Here is a 19178-nt window from a genome sequence, read left to right as displayed (position 1 = left end):
ATTTTATGGGGAGTATATTGCTAGCAACTATACTCAACCAGTATCCATCTTATTTGGACTGACGCCCTGATTATGCTTGGCGTGAAGAACGGGTTCGCTAAAACGTCTTACTTTCCTTGCCCTAAATGAGCGGAGTAATTTTTTGTCAATGCTGCGTATGGTTTAGATTTATGATGGATAAACCTTTAAAAGGAGAAAAACATGGCCTCATCCACAGGCTGGTTCTATTGGGCGATCCTCTCCGCTGTATTTGCGGCATTGACCGCTATTTTTGCGAAGATAGGCATTCAGGGGGTGGATTCTGATCTGGCCACATTAATCCGCACTGCGATCATCATTGTTGTACTAACCGCATTCGTCGCCTATACCGGCAAATGGTCAAATCCCTTTGAGCTGTCCTCGAAAACCTGGTTATTCCTGATTTTGTCTGGCCTCGCTACTGGCGCATCCTGGGTATGTTACTTCCGGGCGCTAAAAATAGGCGACGCATCCAAGGTCGCGCCGGTTGATAAGTTGAGTCTGGTGTTAGTGGTTGTTTTCGCATTTATATTCCTGGATGAACGTCCTTCCCTGCGCGAATGGGCAGGTATTACCATGGTCGCTGGCGGAGTTTTACTGCTGGCTTTTAAACGCTGATCTAGGCGGCAATATCAAGATTGGAATATCAAATCAAAACAAACAGCCCGCCCCACCACATACTGCGTAAAATGCGTCCTTTAAATTAACAAGGCAATCAAAGTGAAAAAAACTGGAATGGCAAAGAGCGATGCCAAAAAATTGATGGGTAAGATGGACGCGCCGGGTGCTGCTTTTGGCAAAACCGATGCGGTCGTTATCGATAAGCGCGAACAGCGCAAACTTGATCAGGCTTTGGGTCTGGTGCCATTCGCCGTCAAGCTCAATAGCGATCTGGTCGCACAATTACATGCGTTGGCAAAAGAGCGCGACGTTGGTTTGAACGAACTGGTCGCCAGTATGTTAAGTAAGGGCATGGCAGCATAATCAACCTGAGTCTGGCTTTGATTGTATGCCTCGCCAGATCCTTGTTCGGCGACGTCCTTTAGTCACCACGAGTAATTACTATTTTCTTCTATGACTTTTGCTTCCCTCGGCTTAATCGACGCGCTGCAAAGCACGCTCGATACTCTCGGTTATAAAACCCCTACTCCGGTTCAGGCGCGGGCTATTCCTGCTGTGTTAGCCGGTCGTGATTTGATGGCAGCGGCGCAAACCGGCACGGGTAAAACCGCAGGCTTTGCACTGCCGCTATTGCAGCGACTGACCATGGAAGGCCCGCAAGTTGCCAGCAATTCTGTGCGTGTTTTGGTACTCGTGCCCACGCGTGAACTGGCCGAGCAAGTGTATGAAAGCTTTTGCGATTATGGTAGCAGTTTGCCATTACGTATGGCAGTCGCTTATGGCGGTATCAGCATCAATCCGCAGATGATGAAGTTGCGTAAGGGGCTGGATGTCTTAGTGGCGACGCCGGGGCGCTTACTAGATTTACAAAGCCAAAACGCAGTGAAGTTTGATCAACTGCAAACCTTGGTACTGGACGAAGCAGATCGCATGCTGGATCTGGGATTTTCGCGCGAATTAGATGCCATCATGGCGACGCTGCCAAAGCGCCGCCAGACTTTGCTGTTCTCTGCCACATTTTCAGACGCTATTCGCACCCTAGCAAAAGGCTTGCTGAACGATCCACTGAGTATTGAAGTCAGTCCGCGCAATACCACAGTAAAAAGTGTCAAGCAGTGGATGATCCCAGTCGACAAAAAACGCAAGGCGGAATTGTTTTGCCATCTGCTCAAAAAGCGGCGCTGGGGTCAGGTGCTGGTCTTTGTCAAAACCCGCAAAGGTGTGGATGAACTGGTCGATACTTTAATCGCCAAAGGCACTAAAGCAGATGCCATCCATGGCGACAAACCACAACCTGCCCGCCTCCGTGCCTTAAACAGTTTTAAGGCCGGCGAGATACAAATCCTGGTAGCAACCGATGTCGCAGCACGTGGATTAGATATCGACGACTTGCCACAAGTCGTCAATTTTGATTTACCGACGGTAGCAGAAGACTACATCCATCGCATCGGCCGCACTGGCAGAGCTGGCGCCACAGGCGAGGCGATTTCTATCGTCTGCGCGGACGAGGTGGAGCTACTGGCAGCGATAGAAATACTGACGAAAAATACCTTACAGAGAATAGAAGAACCAGGCTTTGAAGCCGAGCACCGGGTACCCGTCACCAATACGGCTGGACAGGTGTTGAAAAAACCGAAGAAGCTAAAAAAACCTAAAGTATTTACAAATCTCGTCGCTAAAACTCCAATAAAGACTAAAGTAAAAAATCCGGCCAATAATAATGGTGGACGCAATGCGGGTAATGGCAAACGTAAGGTATAAAAACTAATATTGCTGATCAACAGGACTTACGCAAAACCGCCCAGCTTTGTCGCTAGCCTTACTGGGACAATTTTTCGCAAGTCCCAATCAAGATTAAAAAGCTAGATTCGGCCAAAATTGCGTTTTTTAAAATAGGTATGATTTTTTGCTCTCGCGTATAGGTATAGTTCAGCACTAACAATGGTGTTTGATATCAATGAATATGAATGGGGACGCACATGGTCAGATCGGTGGGATCGGGCATGATAACGGCCGCAGCTGGCAACGGTTCGGATAGCAGTAGCGCGATTGCGGCGCTACAAAAGCGGCTTGTCGGTCTCATGAAGGAATTAAGAGGTGTGTCCCAAGATACCACCCCAGGAGCGAAGGAAAAGCTGAAGCTATTGCAGATACAAATACAAGCAGTAGAAATGCAGATCCAACAATTGCAGGCGCTCGATGCACAAAAGGCTGCATTAGAACAACTTAAACGCCAGCAAGAACCGGAGACAGCCAATTCAGCATCCGATTCCGATAGGACAAAATCTCGCAACTCCACTTTGGGCCTTGTGGTTGATACCAGCGCTTGACTTGACTACCAAGGCACCGTCGCAAACCGCTCCACCAAAAAATCCAGAAACGCCCTCACCGCTGGCGACAAATGCTTACGTGAAGGATACAGCGCGTAAACCGCCATTTCTGGCAGATTCCAGTCGGGAAGCAGCGCTTGCAAACTGCCGTCAAGCAGATGCGGGTTTGCTAAATATGTAGGCTGTAGTGCAACGCCGCCACCGGCCAAAGTAGCACGCAATAAGGCGGTGGCCTCATTGGCGCTGAAGTAGCTGCTTAAACTGACCTGAACTTGCTCCTCACCACGACTCAGCTTCCACACACTTTTACCGAAGTTGGCATAACTTAGGCAGCGATGCGCAACCAAATCTACGGGAGCTTTCGGTGTGCCATTGGCAGCCAGATACGCGGGTGATGCCACCAGTACCGAGATGCAAGTTGCTAACCTGCGACCAATCAATGTTGGGTCAGGCGCTGCACTGATGCGGATAGCCAGATCGATGCGTGCTTCTACCAGATTAAGCGAGCCTTCGCTGGCATTCAGGTCAATTTTGAGCTGTGGATAAAGCTTCAAAAAATCGACCACCGCAGCAGCCATCTGCGCATAAGCAAACGAGACACTACAGGTGATGCGCAACTGTCCGCGCAAAGTGCCATCGTGCTCACCGGTCTCTTCTTCCACGTTTTCCATCAAGGCCAACATTTGCTGGCTGCGACGCAAACAGTTCTCACCAGCATCGGTCAGCGTGACGCTACGGGTGGTGCGCTGTAACAGACGTGCATCCAACCAACGCTCAAGCTCACCCACATAGCGAGTCACCATGGCACGGGACATGTCGAGCTTGTCGGCCGTAGCGCTAAAACTACCGCTATTGGCGACCTCGACAAATACTTGCATTGCGGTTAATCGATCCATAATTTGCTCGATTTAAGAAACAGTAATGGGCGGATTATCCCATTTATCTGCTCATTTTTAGCAACTATAGTGTAATCCAACGCTACCAGGCGTCCCATTCAATGATTCATTTATTCGACAGGAGTTCACCATGATCCGCACTACCGTTATCGCTGCCTCGCTCGCTATTAGCTTCACTTCAGCTCAAGCGGCACAAGCTCTCACCGTCAAGGTGTACAACGCCGACGGCAACAGTTTTAATGTTAACTCCACGCTCGTTTATGGAGAAAAAGAGGCAATGGTGATTGATGCGGGCTTCACCCGCGCCGACGCACTGCGTATCGCCGCTAACGTGCTCGACAGTGGTAAGCAACTGACCATCATCTACGTGAGTCAAGCTGATCCTGATTACTACTTTGGAGTAGAGACACTGAAAGAATTTTTTCCACAGGCTGACGTGGTGACGACGCCTGCCGTTCTGGAGAAGCTCTCATCCAAGATAGCCGGTAAGCTCGCATTCTGGGGGCCAAAAATGGGAGCAAATGCGCCGCGCAAGCCAGTAGTACCGCGTGCACTGGAAGGTAATATATTGAAGCTGGAAGGTCAGACAATTGAAATACGTGGCACCACCGGTATTCTGGCGCACCGCCCCTACACCTGGATTCCATCGATCAAGACGATCGTCGGCAACATTGGTGTATTCGGCAATATGCATGTATGGACGGCAGATACGCAAACCGCCGCTGAACGCGCTGCCTGGATAGCACAGTTAGATGAAATGTCTGCACTGAAGCCAAAGCTGGTAGTCCCTGGTCACATGAGTGCTGGAACTAAGGTAGATGCCAGCACAATCGCTTTCACTAAAAGCTATCTGCAGACTTTTGAGAAAAATCTGGCCTCCAGTAAAGATAGCGCAAGCCTGATCAACGCCATGAAACAGTCCTATCCACAAGTGACGGATGGCGGTATGTCGCTGGATATCGGTGCCAAGGTCAACAAAGGCGAAATGAAGTGGTGATACTAATATCTAAGCTTAAATACCTTCGCTGAGATTCATCTATTGCCGAATAGCATAATTGCTCGCCCGCTTGCTGTCGGGGCGATGTAAATTAACAATAAAAAAATAGACCGTTGCTGGTCTATTTTTTCTTTTAATTTATAAAAAATTAAGGGAGATTCTATATACTCCCCTATATTTTTTAAATTTACGCCATATAGTCCATTGATTACCTGGACAACTAATATATACCTACCCCAAGTATATTTACATCCACCATGAAATAATTTACTAAAAGCTTCAGCAGCAATCTGATCGTTATCCCGGTAGTTCTCCCAAAACCTGACGCTGGCTTATGTTTACTTTGCTGCTTTATCTACGCTCGCAATTTGATACGACATACGCAAAGACGCATCCGGTTTTTGTATTTTTTGTGCTAACTGACTGACTTGGCTAGTTTGGCGGGTTTGGCTAACCACCGGTGCATTATTTTTTACTACTGCCGCTTGTGACGTTTGTTGAAAACTGAGCGTGCCCCAAGTCGCTGCAGTTGCAACTCCAGCGAAAGCCAATACGCCTGCCACAACAGAGGTGCGTAAGCGGAACGGTGGCAATGTTTGGCTCGGCGCTGCTGCCATCTCCGGCATGACAACAGCAACTGGCGCTTGCAACAACATCTCTTGAGCGCGCTGACGCCACACTGCGCTGGTCGCCTGATTTTGCGATAAACGGCTGATCAGTTCATTGGCTACTATTTCTGCCTGTTGATGCTCTTGCTGTAATTGCAGGCGCAGTTGTTCTGCTTGCTGCTCGGTTAATTGTTCAGCCAGTTGCAACTCTTGTTGAAATTGCTCTTTGAGTAAATCAGCGTCGGCCTGTGCTTGTTGCAGACGTGTTGCCACTAGCTCTGCCGCTTGCTGCACTGCTTGTTGCGCCTGAACAGCGGCAGCATCAGCGATGATCGTAGCCTGATTTTCAGCCATCAATTTCTCTTGAAGCAAGTCATTGGTTTTTTGTTCTTGTGCAATCCGACGCAGCATTTTTTGATGCATTTCTTCATTAATGGCTTGCTGACTTTGTAGTGCCTGGTCAATCGCCTGATTTTCTTGCATCAACTCTTGCAAACGATTTTGCTCTGCCTCGACCAATTTTGCATCCAACTCAGTTTGCAAGCTGGTTTGATGATTCAACTCAGCCTCAAGATTGGCACGTGCGTTGATGATATCTTGTGCCGCATGGCTCAATGTTTGTTCCATTGCTAGTTTTTCTTGTGCGGCGATACTAGCAGCTTGCTCTAAGGCGACTCGCTCTGCACTTTGCTGACACAATTCTTGTTCGATACGAAGACGTTGCTCTGCCTCTGCAGCGAGTACTTTTTCAAATTCCATTTTTTGGCTGATGGCCTCCATTGCCAATTGATTTTGTTTGATGGTGACTGCTTGTAATTGCGCTTGCTCTTCCATTGCCAGCAATTTAATTTGCGCCAGCTCTGCTGCTTGTAATTCTGCATGCTGCAAAACCAATAATTGGTCAGCATGAGCTTGCGCCAGGTTGGCATTGTGTTCTTGTGTTCTTGCATATTGCTGCGCAAATGTAGCGGCTTCTTGCTCTGCTTCTTGTTTTGCCTGTATTGCAGCTTTTGCCTCTTGTTCTGCCAAGGCTTTGGCAGTGCACAAGGCCAAGTAGGTTTGCTCGATTTGCACTCTTTGTGCGGCTTCGTCCGCAGCGATTTGTTCTGCTGCACGTTTTTGTTGGATCAGGCTTAATGCCAGCAATTCGTTGGCGGCTTTTTCATTTTCTAAACGAGCTAACTCGCTAGCTTCCTGCGCTTTTAATTCTGCGGTACGGACTGCTTCACGCTGCGCATCTGCGTGATCAGCAGATGCGGCAAACAACGCCTGCTGAGTCGCCAGTAATTGTTGTACCTCTGCTGCGGCCTGGGCTTCTTGTTCTGCAATATCAATGGCTGTTTGTGCCAACTGTGCTTCTGCTTGCAGTCGTTGTTGTACAAAAACATGCGCCTGTTGTTCTGCCTCTAATTTTTTCTGTAGCTGTTGTGCTAGCTCGCGCTCTGCCTCTAAACGTACTTGCTCTGCTGCGCTGGAGTCAATCAGCAATTGTGTTTTTTCATGTAAGGCAGTAGCAGCCTGCCGCTTGACCATTGACTCTTCTACCGAGATTGTCAGCCATTGTTTTTCATGGAAATTGAATTGCTCTACGCTGAGCTTGGCCTCTTGCTCTGCTTGCAAACGTGCTTGTACTAAGACATTTTTTTCTTCTTCCGCCAACTGGCGTTGCTCTGCGATGAGCAACACTTGTATCTCTGCATCTTGTCTTTGCTGGATAGAGATTTGTGTCGCTTGCTCTGCTGCCTGACGTTGTGCGATCAGTGCAGATAAAGCTTGTTGTTCTTGCAGATTTTGTTCAGCGAGTTGTTGTACCAACTGTTGCGCATCGGCCTGAGCGGCAGCCTCCTGATACAAGAGTTGCGTGGTGATCAAGTTGGCTTCGATAGCGGTTCTGGCGAGATTTTCTGCCTCTTGTTTTGCCTGTGCAAACTGAGTCAGGGCTTGCTCTGCATTGTGCCTGGCGGTAGTTTCTTGCAAGGCCTGTTGCTCTGTTTGTATTTTTGCTTCAGTTGCTGCTACCAGTGCTGCATCTGCTTCTAGCCGCTGACGTGCAACGTGCTCTAAGTCAGATAGTTTGCGCGATTTTTCTATAGTAAGTTGATGTGCTTTGTGCTTGGTATCGGCATAGATTCTGACATTTTCATGCAGCTCTTTTTCTGCCTGCAAATTAGCTTCTGCCAATTCTTTTGCTTGCTGTTCTGCGATCACTCTGGCTTGCGCCAGCACATTGGCCTGGCGCTCTGCTTCTGCTTTTGCGATTGCGGCTTCGGTGGCGATTTTTTCTGCAGCGAGGCGATCTTGCTGCAATTGCTTTTCTTCTTGTACTGCTTTGGATTTTTTCTCTTCTAAAATCAGTTTGTCTTGCAGCGCAGCCAAAGCACTTTGTTGTGCCAGAGCTTTTTCTTTTTCTAAACGTGACAAATGAGTTGCAGCAACGGCACGCGCCTCTGCGGCAATGGCGGATTGTTGCTCTGCCTCTGCTTGCGCCTTCGCTTGTACTAATTGTTCTTGTTCGGCTTTGGCTTGTGCTTCTATTGCTATTTTTGCTTGTTGCTCTGTTTGCAAACGGGCCGAGTGCGCTTCTTTTTGCTCTTGCTCTAGTTTGATTTTGGCATCAATTTCAGCCAATAATTGTTTTTCTACCTGTAATTTTTGTTGCACGATATCCAGCGCTTTTTGCTCGGATTCTGAACGTTGCTGCAAGGTTTTTTGCAGCTCGGCTAATTCAGCCACTTTTAGTTGTGCATTGGCAGCGGTCTGTTTTTGTAAGGCAGCGTGTTCAGTGATTTTTTGTAAGCGTAACTGCTCTGCCTCGATCAATGCCTGACGTGCTTCACGCGCTTGCACTTCTTGCTCCTGACGCGCTTGTAACAAGGACGCATGCTGGCGATCGGCGCTGGCACGGGCAATGATTTCTTCTGCAGTTTTTTTCTCGGCTTCGAGTTTTTCTTGTGCTGCTAATGCGGCGTCGCGTTCTGCTTCAAAACGGATTTGTTCAGCCTTGGTTTGCTCTACTACCTGGCGGGTTTTGACCAGCGCAATTTTGGCCGCCTGGCGTTGCATTTCCGTTTGTACACGGACTTGTTCTAACGCATATTTTTCTGCTGTAGCAGATGCTTCTAAGGCCAGTCGTTGCTCGCGCTCGGATTGTTCTTTGGCTTGCGCTACGGCTTTGGCTTCTTGTTCTGCGCGTATGCGTGATTCTGTCTCAATCTGGGCGACCTGTTCAATTACTAATTTTTCTTGCGTCAGCTTTAATACTTGCTGAACTGCGTCAGCACGTTTGCGCTCGACGATGAGTTTTTCTTGTACTGCATCGAGTGCTTTTAGCTCGTTATCATTGCGTTGCTGTTGAACCCGAACCAGCTCGCTGGCTTCTTGTTCTTTTTTGAGATTAACGGCAGCAAGCTGTTGTTGCAAGGCGACTTGTTCCATGGTTTTTTCCAAGGTTAACTTCTCTGCCGTGCAGCTAGTCTCTGCCGCAATACGGGCAGTTTGCTCGGCTTCTTGCTGCATGATTAAAATAGCGGCGCGGGCTTGCTCTGCTTGCGCACGGGCATTGGCTGTTTCTATTTTTTGTTGCTCTGCCTGGAGTTTTTGCTGCAACGCCAAGGCTGCTTTTTGTTCGGCATCTGCTCTTAATTTTTCTGCCTGCGCCAATTCCAATGCACTCTTGGCTTTTTGCTGCGCGACGACATAGGTTTGCTTTAAGACGGTGGCTTGAAACGTTGCTGCCTTCAACGCTTGTTGTTCTGCATCGGCTTGTTCGCGGGCGAGTTGTTCAGCTTGCTGGTCAATGCTGGCGCGCTGTTTAGCCAACATGACGGCACGCTGTTCTTCTTGCATGCGTTGCTGGGCTAACTTGGTGGCATGCAGTTCTGCAATACGGCGCTGTTTGGCCTGTTCGGTCGCTTGTGCTTCTGCTTCTAATCTGATGCGGTTTTCTGCATCGGCTTGTTGCTCTTCTTCGATACGGATCAGGGCCTTGGACTGTAGCTCTTTTTCGGTTTGTATCCTTTGTTGGGTAACTTGCTCTATCCGTTCTTCCGCATCACGACGGGCTTGGGCTGTGGTGGCGGCGACGACTTCAGTTTGCTCCCTTCTGGCGGACGCATTACGCAATTCCAGCTCGGATTGCATGCGTAATTGTATGGCTGCAGTGGCACGCCGATCTGATTCTGCTCGGGCTTGGGCAATAGCTTCATGCTCTTGTTCTACGGCGACGCGGGCAAGTGCATCTTCGCGTGCGCGGACTTCTGCCGGAGCACGGTTGATGGCAAATTCGAGCGCCATGGCTTCTGCTTGTTCGCGCTCTTTGCTGACTTGCAGTGCTTCGCTACGGACTTTGGCGAGCATTTCTGTGGTTTCGCGTGCTTCTTTATCGCGCCGCTCACGCTCACGAGCTAGCTCGACCATCCGCGCATCGGCACGTGCACGTTCTTCGGCCTCGTTTTTAGCTGCCTGGGATGCGGCAAAACGTTCTGCCGCCCAGTTGCGAGCATTTTGGCTTTCTTTGGCTAATCGTTCTGCAGCTGCTTTGGCTTTGGCGTTAATTTCGGTATCGGCTTGCAATTGTTCGCTGGCGCGTTGTGTGGCTTCTAGCTCTAGCTTAGAACGCTTTTCTGCTTGCTCGCGCGCCAGGGTATCTAATCTGGTGCGCTCTTGCATGTCTTGTGTTTCTTGGCTATCGGCGGCAATTCTGGCCTGACTGGCGGCACGCGATTGACGCTCTGCCTGCAAGCGGGCATGGCTACTGGCACTGGCTTCTTCTTCTAACTGTAATTTCTCTTGCGCCAGATTGGCTGACTCTGCCTCGGCTTCGGCACGGGCTTCTGCCAGCGCGCGGGCGCGGGCTTCGGCTTGTGTCCTTGCCTCCGTAGCGACGGTGGCTCTAGCTTCTGCCTCTACGCGGGCGATGGCTTCGCGTATGCCTTTTACGTCGATGCGAGAATGCGACTCCAGCGCGGCATCCGAGGTATGGAAATCGTCTCGTTGTCCAGCGTCCATCGGGTACGACCCTAAGGATAATCTGTTTAACAATGTTTGATTTGCGTCCATGCCATGCTCCTGATTGTCTGACCGCTCCTTTGGCACTGTGGATAGCGCCCTACCGGAACTTCTTAACATGGATTATCAATGAACGATTTGCAAACAATTGCCGGAGTAGAAGCGGAAAAGTCCTTCATTTCCAATTTTTACGAAGGCGGGATCAAATCAGAGCTAGTTATTGATGAAGATAAACAGAAACAATTCCATTGCCGGCGCCCATGAATGCGCTTGGGGACGTAAAATAACGGCTGGTTCAATTTGGACACGCTAGGGTCTGTCATCTGTGACTCAACTCAGACCCCCGACCTCATTACGGAGAATTATCTTGTCAGACTATGTGACCGAAATCAGACACCCTCTGATGCAACACAAACTCACTCTCATGCGCAGCAAAGAAACGACCACGGATAACTTCCGCCGTCTGTTGCGTGAAATTAGCCAGATGCTGGCGTATGAAGTCACCCGCGACTTGCCCTTAGAAAAAGTGACGATAGAAACCCCGATGGCGACCATCGAGGCGCCGACTATCAGCGGCAAAAAGCTGTGCGTCATCTCAGTACTGCGCGCTGGTAACGGTATTTTGGATGGCATGCTGGATTTGTTACCGGCGGCACGCGTTGGTCATATTGGTTTGTACCGCGACCCTGAAACATTGGAGCCGGTCGAGTACTACTTTAAAGTGCCAGAAGATATCGCAGAACGTTTAGTGATCGTCGTCGATCCTATGCTGGCAACCGGCAATTCGGCAGCAGCGGCGATCACTCGCATCAAACAAAGTGGCGCGACGTCAATCAAATTTGTTTGCTTGCTGGCTGCACCCGAAGGCATCAAAGTGATGCAAGCGGCGCATCCTGATGTGTCTATCCTGACAGCATCGATAGACGATTGCCTGAATGAACATGGCTACATCATCCCTGGTCTTGGTGATGCGGGTGATCGTTTATTCGGAACTAAGTAAATTTATTCAATGCAATATTAAGAACACTAAACTAGTCTAATTTAGTACCCAAGAGCAATGCCGCTAACTAATCTGACTAGTTGGTATTGCTCTTCTTGATCACACCTTTCAATCTGATTCAGATGACTTCTTTCAATCCCACATTGCAACTCAGCTCTAAATTGCCCGACGTCGGCATGACGATTTTTTCGATTATGTCGGCTTTGGCTGCGGAGAAAAATGCGGTCAATCTGGGGCAAGGCTTTCCTGATTTTGATTGCAATCCCGCTTTACTGGATGCAGTCAGTAGTGCGATGCGTCATGGGCATAATCAGTACCCTCCAATGCCTGGTCTGCCGCTATTACGAGCCGAAATCGCTAAAAAAATCCACACAATTTATGGCCATAGCTACGATCCGGTAACAGAAATCACCGTCACTGCGGGTGCAACTCAGGGCATATTGACGATTTTTCTGGCTTGCGTACACGCCGGTGACGAAGTGATCGTGATTGAACCTGCCTATGACAGCTATGTGCCAGCCATCCGCTTAGCTGGTGGCGTGCCGGTATTGGTGTCAATGGAACTAGGGCCGGACGGTTACAGCATTCCCTGGGACAAGCTAGCTGCCAAGATCACGGATAAAACCCGTCTGATTATGCTGAACTCGCCGCACAATCCCACCGGATTTGTACTGAGCACGACCGATATTGAATCGCTGACAGCAATAGTGCGCAACACCAAGGTGCTGATTGCATCGGATGAAGTGTATGAGCATATGGTATTTGACGGCTTGCGTCATGAATCACTGGCGCGTTACGAAGAACTGGCGGCGCGCAGCTTTATTATCTCCAGCTTCGGCAAAACCTATCATGTCACTGGCTGGAAAGTAGGTTATGTCACCGCCCCGGCCGCACTGATGCAAGAATTCCGCAAAGTGCATCAATTTAATGTATTCACTGTCAATACGCCAATGCAGTTGGGACTGGCGCACTATTTGGCAAATCCTGCACCCTATCTGGACTTGCCTGCGTTTTATCAGCAAAAACGGGATTTTTTCCGCGACGGTTTAAAAAACTCCCGCTTTAAGTTGCTGCCAGCACAAGGAACTTACTTCCAATGTGTCGATTATTCAGCAATTTCTGATCAGTCAGAGCTAGATTTTGCACGCTGGCTGACTAGCGAAATAGGTGTGGCAACGATTCCACTGTCCGGCTTTTACCAGCAAGCAAACGAATCCGGCATAGTACGGTTTTGCTTTGCTAAGCAAGAGCAGACCTTGCATGCCGCATTGCAACGCCTGCAGGAAATATAAATACTTAGATAGAGTATATTTACGGCACCTAGTATATACATGGACGTAGGTGCTATATTTAACCATACTCCCTATTTTTTTAATTCCTCTTCTATTTCCCTTTAGCTTTTCTGCTGGTTTTCACCAATACGGGCTATCGGTCAAATATTGCATTTCATCCCGAAGATTTTGTGCTTTGTCGCTTCACATCTAATTTCAAATTGTCATTCGTATAATCTCAGGATTTTCAACCTGTGGATTCAATTATGCTATTACGCTTAACTCTCGCTTTCGTCGCATTCGCCATATCACTCAATACATATGCACAAAGCAGAATCGAAAAGATCAACAATCACAATATTGAAGTGTTGCAGATTGAGACTACCAAATCCAAAGCCATCGTCGTATTTGAAAACGGATCACGCGAAACTCTGGATAAGTGGAGCAAAGTTATTGAAGATATTAAAAACGAGGCGACCATATTTGCCTACAACCGTCCCGGCTATGGCAAAAGTGATGAAACGGAAGCGCTACGTGATGGCCGAACGATTGTGGAAGAACTACGCAAGACTTTGCAACACCAAGGCTTAAAACCACCTTATCTGCTGGTTGGTCATTCATTAGGCGGGTTGTACATGCAACTATTTGCCCGGATGTATCCCCAGGACGTTGCGGGTGTTGTTCTGGTTGATGCCGTCTATCCTGGCGTCATCAAAAAAACTGCCGACTTCCCGCTTTATACCAGAATTGCCAAACGGATCTTTTTTAGTAAGGTAATTAATCAAGAGATAGACCAAATCTTCAATACCGGCGAAGAAGTTCTTGCATTACCATGGGCAAATAAAATTCCTGTAGAGCGACTGTTTAACGTCCCCAAATCAGCAGGCGCAATTGCTGTCGATTTCGGCGTTACTGATTCTGGCTCCAAACTAGCCGCTATGGTCGAGGGACTTTACCCAAACGCCAACACGACTATCGTCGATTCTGACCATCAAATACAAGTCGCCAATCCAGAGGTCGTTGTAGCAGCCATTCGTAGAATAATGACTGCAAAAGCGATCAAGGAACCGATTGTCAAAACACAGTTAAACGGCACCAGAATCACCGTCTATTGAGTAATCGTGATGTGACAGCAATTCTGCTATCGGGCTTTTACCAGCAAGCAAACGAATCCGGCATAGTACGGTTTTGCTTTGCTAAGCAAGAGCAGACCTTGCAAGAGGCGCTGACTCGTTTGAGTGAGATTTGAATTTGCGCCTGAATTTGCGCCTGAATTTGCGCCTGAATTCGCACCTGAATTCGCACCTGAATTCGCACCTGAATTCGCACCTGAATTCGCACCTGAATTCGCACCTAAGTTAGCATTGAATTAAACATTAGATTGGCGCTATAGCTGACGCCTAAACCGGCGTTTAGACAGCACATATACTTACCCATAGTATATTTTAACGTCCATGTTTATTATGGACATTGAGACTATTTTTGGCACATACTCCCCTTTTTTTAGATATTTTAGGGGATTTATTTATATTGATCTCGCTATTTAAGCAGCGCAACAATAACGCGGTATTCGGTGCCAACCCGGCAACACCATGCATTGCGCATTATCATTGCTATTGCTTTTTCTGCTCGTCCAACTGTTTTTGCTCATTTTTTAATTTCAACTCAGCATCTAGTTCTTCAATATGCTCTTTGCGTTTATAAGCTTTTGCTTCTACTGAGATACGCTGCAAAATAACAGAATGCTTGCGGCGACTAAGCTTGGCGTTGTCCAGACAAGAGTTGACGAAAAAACGTTCGTAACAGGTGTGTTGAGTGCGAATATACCAAGCTTGCAATTGTCTTTGGGTTGGCTCTACTTGGGCTAATGCGGCATCGGCAGCTTCGACGGTTTGAATGGCTTTTGGTGCATACGTCTGATCCAATTTTCCGACAACACTAGCCAACTCATCTAGCGTCAAAGGTGGATCTTGTATCTGAGCAGAGGATACTGAGCAAAAACTGAATAAACCAATAGCCAGGACAGACGACAAATAAGTAAATCTGCGGTGAAACGGTGTCATAGATCAAGCTTTCAGAATAAGTTAAGTAAGAGTATCAGTACTGTGCCGCTGATCGGTTTCCATGTATTCACGCGATTGCATCTCGATAATACGCGATACGGTGCGGTGAAACTCATTCGATAATGTACCTTGTGTGTACAACTCTTCTGCAGGCACTTCAGCCGACATAATCAGCTTGACCTTGTTATCGTAAAACACATCAATCAACCAGGTAAAGCGACGTGCCTCAGACGACATTGCTGCCGACATGCGCGGAACCGAGGACAATATCACGGTATGAAAACGGCTGGCAATTTCAAGATAATCATTCTGCGAACGGGGGCCGCCACAAAGCGTGCTGAAATCAAACCACACCGCAGTACCGGCACGACGTAAGGCTTTGATGTCCCTGCCCTCAATATTGACTCTGGAGTCCTCATCTGCGGTGTCTGCCAGTTTGGCAAATGCTGTCCGTAACGCTTTATCGGTCGCTGCATTGAGCGGTGTAAGATAAGCATCAACCTGTTCCAGCGCACGCTTGCGGTAATCGTTACCCGAATCGACATTTAAGACATCCAGCTTGTCTTTCAATAACGCAATGGTGGGTAACATACGATCGCGATGCAGTCCGTCTGGATATAAAGTGTCGGGCTGATAGTTGGATGTCATGACAAATGAGACACCGTTTTCAAACAAGGCGTTCAGCAGATTGTATAGGAGCATGGCATCAGCCACGTCGGACACGTGGAACTCATCAAAGCAAATCAGACGGTATTTTTTAGCAATGCGACGTGCGACTTCATCCAGCGGATCTGCTACACCAGTCAACTCATCCAATTGCCGATGGACTGCACGCATAAATTCATGAAAGTGCTGACGAGTTTTACGCACAACTGGCACGACAGAATAAAAGCTATCCATCAAAAACGATTTGCCACGCCCTACCCCTCCCCACATATACACGCCGCGTGGTACATCGGGACGGGTGATCAAACGGGTGAACTTGTTGGCGCGCTTGGATTTGTATTCCACCCATTCATCATAGGATTGTTGCAGCCGATCGACTGCGAGTTGTTGTGCAGCATCCGCTTGAAAACCACGCTTGGTCAGGGCTTCTTGATAAAACTCTAGAACATTCATTTTTTACCGCTTAGGAATAAATACGCCGCTGAGAGGATATTTATCCCATCAGCGGCGTCATGTTCAAAAATCGTTCTGGACTAGAAGTTCAACGAACGTTTGTCTACTGCCAACGCCGCCTCTTTAGTCGCTTCCGACAAAGAAGGATGTGCGTGACAAATACGGGCGATATCTTCTGATGAGGCTTTAAATTCCATTGCTACAACAGCTTCTGCGATCAACTCCGATGCCATTGGACCGACAATGTGTACACCTAAGATTTCATCCGTCGTCGCATCCGCCAAGAATTTGACCATCCCGGACGTATCACCTAAAGCACGGGCGCGACCATTAGCCATAAATGGGAATGTGCCAGCTTTGTAAGCGACACCATCTGCCTTCAACTGTTGCTCGGTGCGACCAACCCAGGCGATCTCAGGTGAAGTATAAATAACCCAGGGAATCGTATTAAAGTTGACATGACCATGCTGACCAGCGATGCGCTCAGCAACTGCAACGCCTTCCTCTTCTGCCTTGTGTGCCAGCATAGGGCCACGCACGACGTCACCAACCGCCCAGACATTTGGCAAATTAGTTTTGCAATCACCATCAACCGCGATAAAACCACGCTCATCGAGTTTCAAACCAACGCCATCCGCATTCAAGCCGTTAGTGTTAGGTGTACGACCGATAGAGATGATCAATTTATCGAATACCGCTACATGTACAGTACCTTTGTCATCACTGTAATTGACGGTAACGTCGTTCTTACCTTTGACGATCTCGCCAATCTTTACGCCGAGATTGATGGACAAACCTTGTTTCACAAACAGTTTGTGCGCTTCTTTTGCGATTTGCTCATCCACTGCACCAAGGAAGGTTGGCAAAGCTTCTAACACAGTCACATCAGCACCCAGACGACGCCAGACGCTACCCATTTCCAAACCGATTACACCGGCACCGATGACGCCCAGTTTTTTCGGTACTGCTGGCAACTCTAAGGCGCCAGTGTTGGACAGAATCAATTCTTCATCAAACTCCGCACCCGGCAAAGCACGTGCATTAGAACCCGTCGCCAGAACGATATGCTTGCCAACGATGCTCTCTTCTGTTTTACCTACGACTTTGATTTCATAGCCGCCTTCAACTGCCTTGGTAAAAGACCCGTGACCGTGGAAAAACGTTACTTTGTTCTTCTTAAAGAGATACACAATACCGTCATTATTTTGCTTAACGATGGTGTTCTTACGTGCCAGCATTTGGCCGATGTTAAGCGCCAGGCCTTTGACTTCGATACCATGATCTGCAAAGGAATGGCCGGCATGCTCATAATGCTCGGATGATTGCAGCAAAGCTTTGGAAGGAATGCAACCAACATTGGTGCAGGTGCCGCCTAATGCTGGCGTACCTTTATCAGTACTCCATGCATCGATACATGCGGTGGAAAAACCGAGCTGTGCTGCACGGATCGCTGCTATATAGCCGCCAGGGCCGCCGCCGATAACGACGACATCAAATTGTTTACTCATGAATATTTTCCTGATGTGTTCAGATTGTGTTCGCTCTATTTATTCTTCTTCCGGGATAAATATCCATGCAAGGATATAAGCCACCAGACCAGAACCAAAATAGAAAGTGAACATAACGAAAAGCAAACGCCAGATCCAGGATTCGACTCCGGTAAGTTTGCCAAGACCACCACAAATGCCACCTAGCCATTGATCTTTTCTGGACCGGCGGAACTGATTTAATTGATTGATCGTTTGATCAGTGCCAGACCATGATTGTTCAGCACTTTCATTCGACGCCAGCAACTTAGCCTTGGCTTGCGCGAATTCGGCATCAGTCAGTGCGCCCGACTGATGTAGTTCGTGCAGACGTTTGATTTCGTCAGCGAAGTTCATATTACAGATCTAGCAACAAGCGAGCTGGATCTTCCAATGCTTCTTTCATTGCGACCAAACCTAAAACTGCTTCGCGGCCGTCAATGATACGGTGGTCGTAAGACATCGCAAGATAGTTCATCGGGCGGATTACAATTTGACCGTTTTCAACAACAGCACGGTCTTTAGTTGCATGCACACCTAAGATTGCGGATTGCGGTGGATTAATAATCGGTGTGGACAACATCGATCCGAAAGTACCACCGTTGGAGATGGAGAACGTACCGCCAGTCAAATCTTCCAGTGTCAGTTTGCCGTCTTTGGCTTTTGCACCAAATTCACCAATTTTCTTCTCAATCTCAGCAATCGACATTTGATCCGCATTGCGCAAGATAGGTACCACTAAACCACGTGGGGAACCGACTGCAATACCGATATCAAAATAGCCGTGGTACACGATGTCATTGCCATCAACAGAAGCATTAATAACCGGATATTTTTTCAAAGCAGCAACGGCAGCTTTGACGAAGAAAGACATAAAACCCAGCTTAACGCCATGTTCTTTTTCAAATTTGTCTTTGTACTTATTGCGCAATTCCATGACTGGTGCCATGTTGACTTCATTGAAGGTCGTCAAAATTGCATTCATCGATTGAGATTGCAACAAGCGCTCTGCAATACGGGCGCGCAAACGGCTCATTGGCACGCGCTCTTCAGGGCGATCACCTAAGTTCATTGCCGGCGCATTGACTTGCTGCAAAGCTGGCTTGCTTGCAACCGGTGCTGCGATTGGCGCAACTACTGGTGCGGTCGCTGCAACGGCAGGTTTTGCAACTGCGGCTAAGGCGTCGCCTTTGGTAACGCGACCGTCTTTGCCTGTGCCATCAATTGCACTGGCAGACATATTGTTTTCAGAGAGAATTTTTGCAGCAGCTGGCATTGCAACACCGGCAGATTTAGCAGCAAGACTATTGATTGCATCAGTTACTGGATCAGTTGTTAAAGCAACTGGGAGTGCGGTGACTTGGAGCGGACTAACCTTGGCAGATGCGTCAGTATCCAAAATGGCGATGATTTCACCAGCGACGACGGTACTACCGTCTGGTTTGATGATTTGAGTAATGATACCGGCTTCTGGCGCAGGTAACTCCAGAACAACTTTATCCGTTTCTACATCAATCAAATTCTCGTCACGCTCGACGGACTCACCAACTTTTTTATGCCATGTGAGCAAAGTTGCCTCTGCAACTGACTCGGATAACTGCGGTACTTTTACTTCGATAATTGCCATGTTTTTTCTCCGTTTCGGATATCTGTTGGGCGCAGCAGCTTCTGCTGCGCCACGGATCACTAATTGATTTATGCGTAATGAATATGCACAGTCAA

General features: G+C 48.2%; 17 protein-coding genes. 10 read left to right on the top strand and 7 right to left on the bottom strand.

Going from position 1 to position 19178, the window contains the following annotated elements:
* The first annotated feature begins 201 nt into the window (after nucleotides 1–201).
* The 4 genes from AAKU64_RS08905 to AAKU64_RS08890 all read left to right on the top strand — a co-directional run bounded on the left by AAKU64_RS08905 (nucleotide 202) and on the right by AAKU64_RS08890 (nucleotide 2969).
* Complete coding sequence (locus AAKU64_RS08905) at nucleotides 202–636, top strand: EamA family transporter (RefSeq protein WP_354362025.1); 435 nt, start codon at nucleotides 202–204, stop codon at nucleotides 634–636.
* A 102-nt stretch (nucleotides 637–738) separates the two neighbouring features.
* Entirely contained in the window at nucleotides 739–1002 is a 264-nt protein-coding gene (locus AAKU64_RS08900; RefSeq protein WP_354330867.1) for a hypothetical protein, read from the top strand.
* Between the two features lie 90 nt (nucleotides 1003–1092).
* On the top strand, nucleotides 1093–2400 hold the full coding sequence (rhlE1, locus tag AAKU64_RS08895) for an RNA helicase RhlE1 (RefSeq protein ID WP_354362024.1): 1308 nt from the start codon (nucleotides 1093–1095) through the stop codon (nucleotides 2398–2400).
* A 242-nt stretch (nucleotides 2401–2642) separates the two neighbouring features.
* Complete coding sequence (locus tag AAKU64_RS08890; RefSeq protein WP_354362023.1) at nucleotides 2643–2969, top strand: FlxA-like family protein; 327 nt, start codon at nucleotides 2643–2645, stop codon at nucleotides 2967–2969.
* Nucleotides 2970–2974: 5 nt separating this feature from the next.
* Here AAKU64_RS08890 and AAKU64_RS08885 read toward each other — a convergent pair whose 3' ends face one another.
* The gene (locus tag AAKU64_RS08885) at nucleotides 2975–3865 is read right to left on the bottom strand and encodes a LysR family transcriptional regulator (protein ID WP_354362022.1); all 891 of its coding nucleotides are present in this window, start codon (nucleotides 3863–3865) and stop codon (nucleotides 2975–2977) included.
* Between the two features lie 130 nt (nucleotides 3866–3995).
* On the opposite strand from AAKU64_RS08885, the gene AAKU64_RS08880 reads away from it, so the two are divergent.
* Entirely contained in the window at nucleotides 3996–4862 is an 867-nt protein-coding gene (locus tag AAKU64_RS08880) for an MBL fold metallo-hydrolase (protein WP_354362021.1), read from the top strand.
* 338 nt (nucleotides 4863–5200) lie between these two features.
* Here the strand turns inward: AAKU64_RS08880 and AAKU64_RS08875 are convergent, their stop codons facing one another.
* Nucleotides 5201–10528 carry a hypothetical protein gene (locus tag AAKU64_RS08875; protein WP_354362020.1) on the bottom strand — a complete coding sequence of 1776 codons (5328 nt, stop codon included), beginning with the start codon at nucleotides 10526–10528 and terminating at the stop codon, nucleotides 5201–5203.
* A 78-nt stretch (nucleotides 10529–10606) separates the two neighbouring features.
* Here AAKU64_RS08875 and AAKU64_RS08870 point away from each other — a divergent pair, with 78 nt between their 5' ends.
* The 5 genes from AAKU64_RS08870 to AAKU64_RS08850 all read left to right on the top strand — a co-directional run bounded on the left by AAKU64_RS08870 (nucleotide 10607) and on the right by AAKU64_RS08850 (nucleotide 13997).
* The gene (locus AAKU64_RS08870; protein ID WP_322118986.1) at nucleotides 10607–10741 is read left to right on the top strand and encodes a hypothetical protein; all 135 of its coding nucleotides are present in this window, start codon (nucleotides 10607–10609) and stop codon (nucleotides 10739–10741) included.
* Nucleotides 10742–10841: 100 nt separating this feature from the next.
* Complete coding sequence (upp, locus tag AAKU64_RS08865; protein ID WP_354330976.1) at nucleotides 10842–11477, top strand: uracil phosphoribosyltransferase; 636 nt, start codon at nucleotides 10842–10844, stop codon at nucleotides 11475–11477.
* 122 nt (nucleotides 11478–11599) lie between these two features.
* Nucleotides 11600–12769, top strand: coding sequence for a pyridoxal phosphate-dependent aminotransferase (locus AAKU64_RS08860; protein ID WP_354330876.1), 1170 nt, complete (start codon nucleotides 11600–11602; stop codon nucleotides 12767–12769).
* Nucleotides 12770–13014: 245 nt separating this feature from the next.
* Nucleotides 13015–13863, top strand: coding sequence for an alpha/beta fold hydrolase (locus AAKU64_RS08855; RefSeq protein WP_354362019.1), 849 nt, complete (start codon nucleotides 13015–13017; stop codon nucleotides 13861–13863).
* Nucleotides 13860–13997, top strand: a complete 138-nt coding sequence (locus tag AAKU64_RS08850) for a hypothetical protein (RefSeq protein WP_503012590.1) — start codon at nucleotides 13860–13862, stop codon at nucleotides 13995–13997. Before AAKU64_RS08855 ends, AAKU64_RS08850 begins: the two co-directional genes overlap by 4 nt.
* Before the next feature lie 364 nt (nucleotides 13998–14361).
* Here the strand turns inward: AAKU64_RS08850 and AAKU64_RS08845 are convergent, their stop codons facing one another.
* The 5 genes from AAKU64_RS08845 to odhB form a co-directional block, all read right to left on the bottom strand.
* Complete coding sequence (locus AAKU64_RS08845; RefSeq protein WP_354330882.1) at nucleotides 14362–14811, bottom strand: hypothetical protein; 450 nt, start codon at nucleotides 14809–14811, stop codon at nucleotides 14362–14364.
* A gap of 21 nt (nucleotides 14812–14832) precedes the next feature.
* Complete coding sequence (gene zapE, locus AAKU64_RS08840) at nucleotides 14833–15930, bottom strand: cell division protein ZapE (RefSeq protein WP_354330883.1); 1098 nt, start codon at nucleotides 15928–15930, stop codon at nucleotides 14833–14835.
* 80 nt (nucleotides 15931–16010) lie between these two features.
* Nucleotides 16011–17438, bottom strand: coding sequence for a dihydrolipoyl dehydrogenase (gene lpdA / locus AAKU64_RS08835; RefSeq protein WP_354330885.1), 1428 nt, complete (start codon nucleotides 17436–17438; stop codon nucleotides 16011–16013).
* A gap of 39 nt (nucleotides 17439–17477) precedes the next feature.
* Nucleotides 17478–17813, bottom strand: coding sequence for a PspC domain-containing protein (locus AAKU64_RS08830; protein ID WP_322118993.1), 336 nt, complete (start codon nucleotides 17811–17813; stop codon nucleotides 17478–17480).
* Nucleotide 17814: 1 nt separating this feature from the next.
* Nucleotides 17815–19083 carry a 2-oxoglutarate dehydrogenase complex dihydrolipoyllysine-residue succinyltransferase gene (odhB, locus tag AAKU64_RS08825; RefSeq protein WP_354330887.1) on the bottom strand — a complete coding sequence of 423 codons (1269 nt, stop codon included), beginning with the start codon at nucleotides 19081–19083 and terminating at the stop codon, nucleotides 17815–17817.
* Between the last annotated feature and the right edge of the window lie 95 nt (nucleotides 19084–19178).

The organism is Undibacterium sp. GrIS 1.8, assembly GCF_040544445.1.
Lineage (GTDB): Bacteria > Pseudomonadota > Gammaproteobacteria > Burkholderiales > Burkholderiaceae_D > Undibacterium.
Note: the sequence above shows the minus strand (reverse complement) of the source record. Positions and strands in the feature narration are given on the sequence as shown.

Excerpts from the sequence above, each read along its gene's own strand:
- AAKU64_RS08905 (WP_354362025.1), top strand. The coding sequence starts at position 202 with ATGGCCTCATCCACAGGCTGGTTCTATTGGGCGATCCTCTCCGCTGTA.
- rhlE1 (WP_354362024.1), top strand. The coding sequence starts at position 1,093 with ATGACTTTTGCTTCCCTCGGCTTAATCGACGCGCTGCAAAGCACGCTC.
- AAKU64_RS08890 (WP_354362023.1), top strand. The coding sequence starts at position 2,643 with ATGATAACGGCCGCAGCTGGCAACGGTTCGGATAGCAGTAGCGCGATT.
- AAKU64_RS08885 (WP_354362022.1), bottom strand. The coding sequence starts at position 3,865 with ATGGATCGATTAACCGCAATGCAAGTATTTGTCGAGGTCGCCAATAGC.
- AAKU64_RS08880 (WP_354362021.1), top strand. The coding sequence starts at position 3,996 with ATGATCCGCACTACCGTTATCGCTGCCTCGCTCGCTATTAGCTTCACT.
- AAKU64_RS08875 (WP_354362020.1), bottom strand. The coding sequence starts at position 10,528 with ATGGACGCAAATCAAACATTGTTAAACAGATTATCCTTAGGGTCGTAC.
- AAKU64_RS08870 (WP_322118986.1), top strand. The coding sequence starts at position 10,607 with ATGAACGATTTGCAAACAATTGCCGGAGTAGAAGCGGAAAAGTCCTTC.
- AAKU64_RS08860 (WP_354330876.1), top strand. The coding sequence starts at position 11,600 with ATGACTTCTTTCAATCCCACATTGCAACTCAGCTCTAAATTGCCCGAC.
- AAKU64_RS08855 (WP_354362019.1), top strand. The coding sequence starts at position 13,015 with ATGCTATTACGCTTAACTCTCGCTTTCGTCGCATTCGCCATATCACTC.
- AAKU64_RS08845 (WP_354330882.1), bottom strand. The coding sequence starts at position 14,811 with ATGACACCGTTTCACCGCAGATTTACTTATTTGTCGTCTGTCCTGGCT.
- zapE (WP_354330883.1), bottom strand. The coding sequence starts at position 15,930 with ATGAATGTTCTAGAGTTTTATCAAGAAGCCCTGACCAAGCGTGGTTTT.
- lpdA (WP_354330885.1), bottom strand. The coding sequence starts at position 17,438 with ATGAGTAAACAATTTGATGTCGTCGTTATCGGCGGCGGCCCTGGCGGC.
- AAKU64_RS08830 (WP_322118993.1), bottom strand. The coding sequence starts at position 17,813 with ATGAACTTCGCTGACGAAATCAAACGTCTGCACGAACTACATCAGTCG.
- odhB (WP_354330887.1), bottom strand. The coding sequence starts at position 19,083 with ATGGCAATTATCGAAGTAAAAGTACCGCAGTTATCCGAGTCAGTTGCA.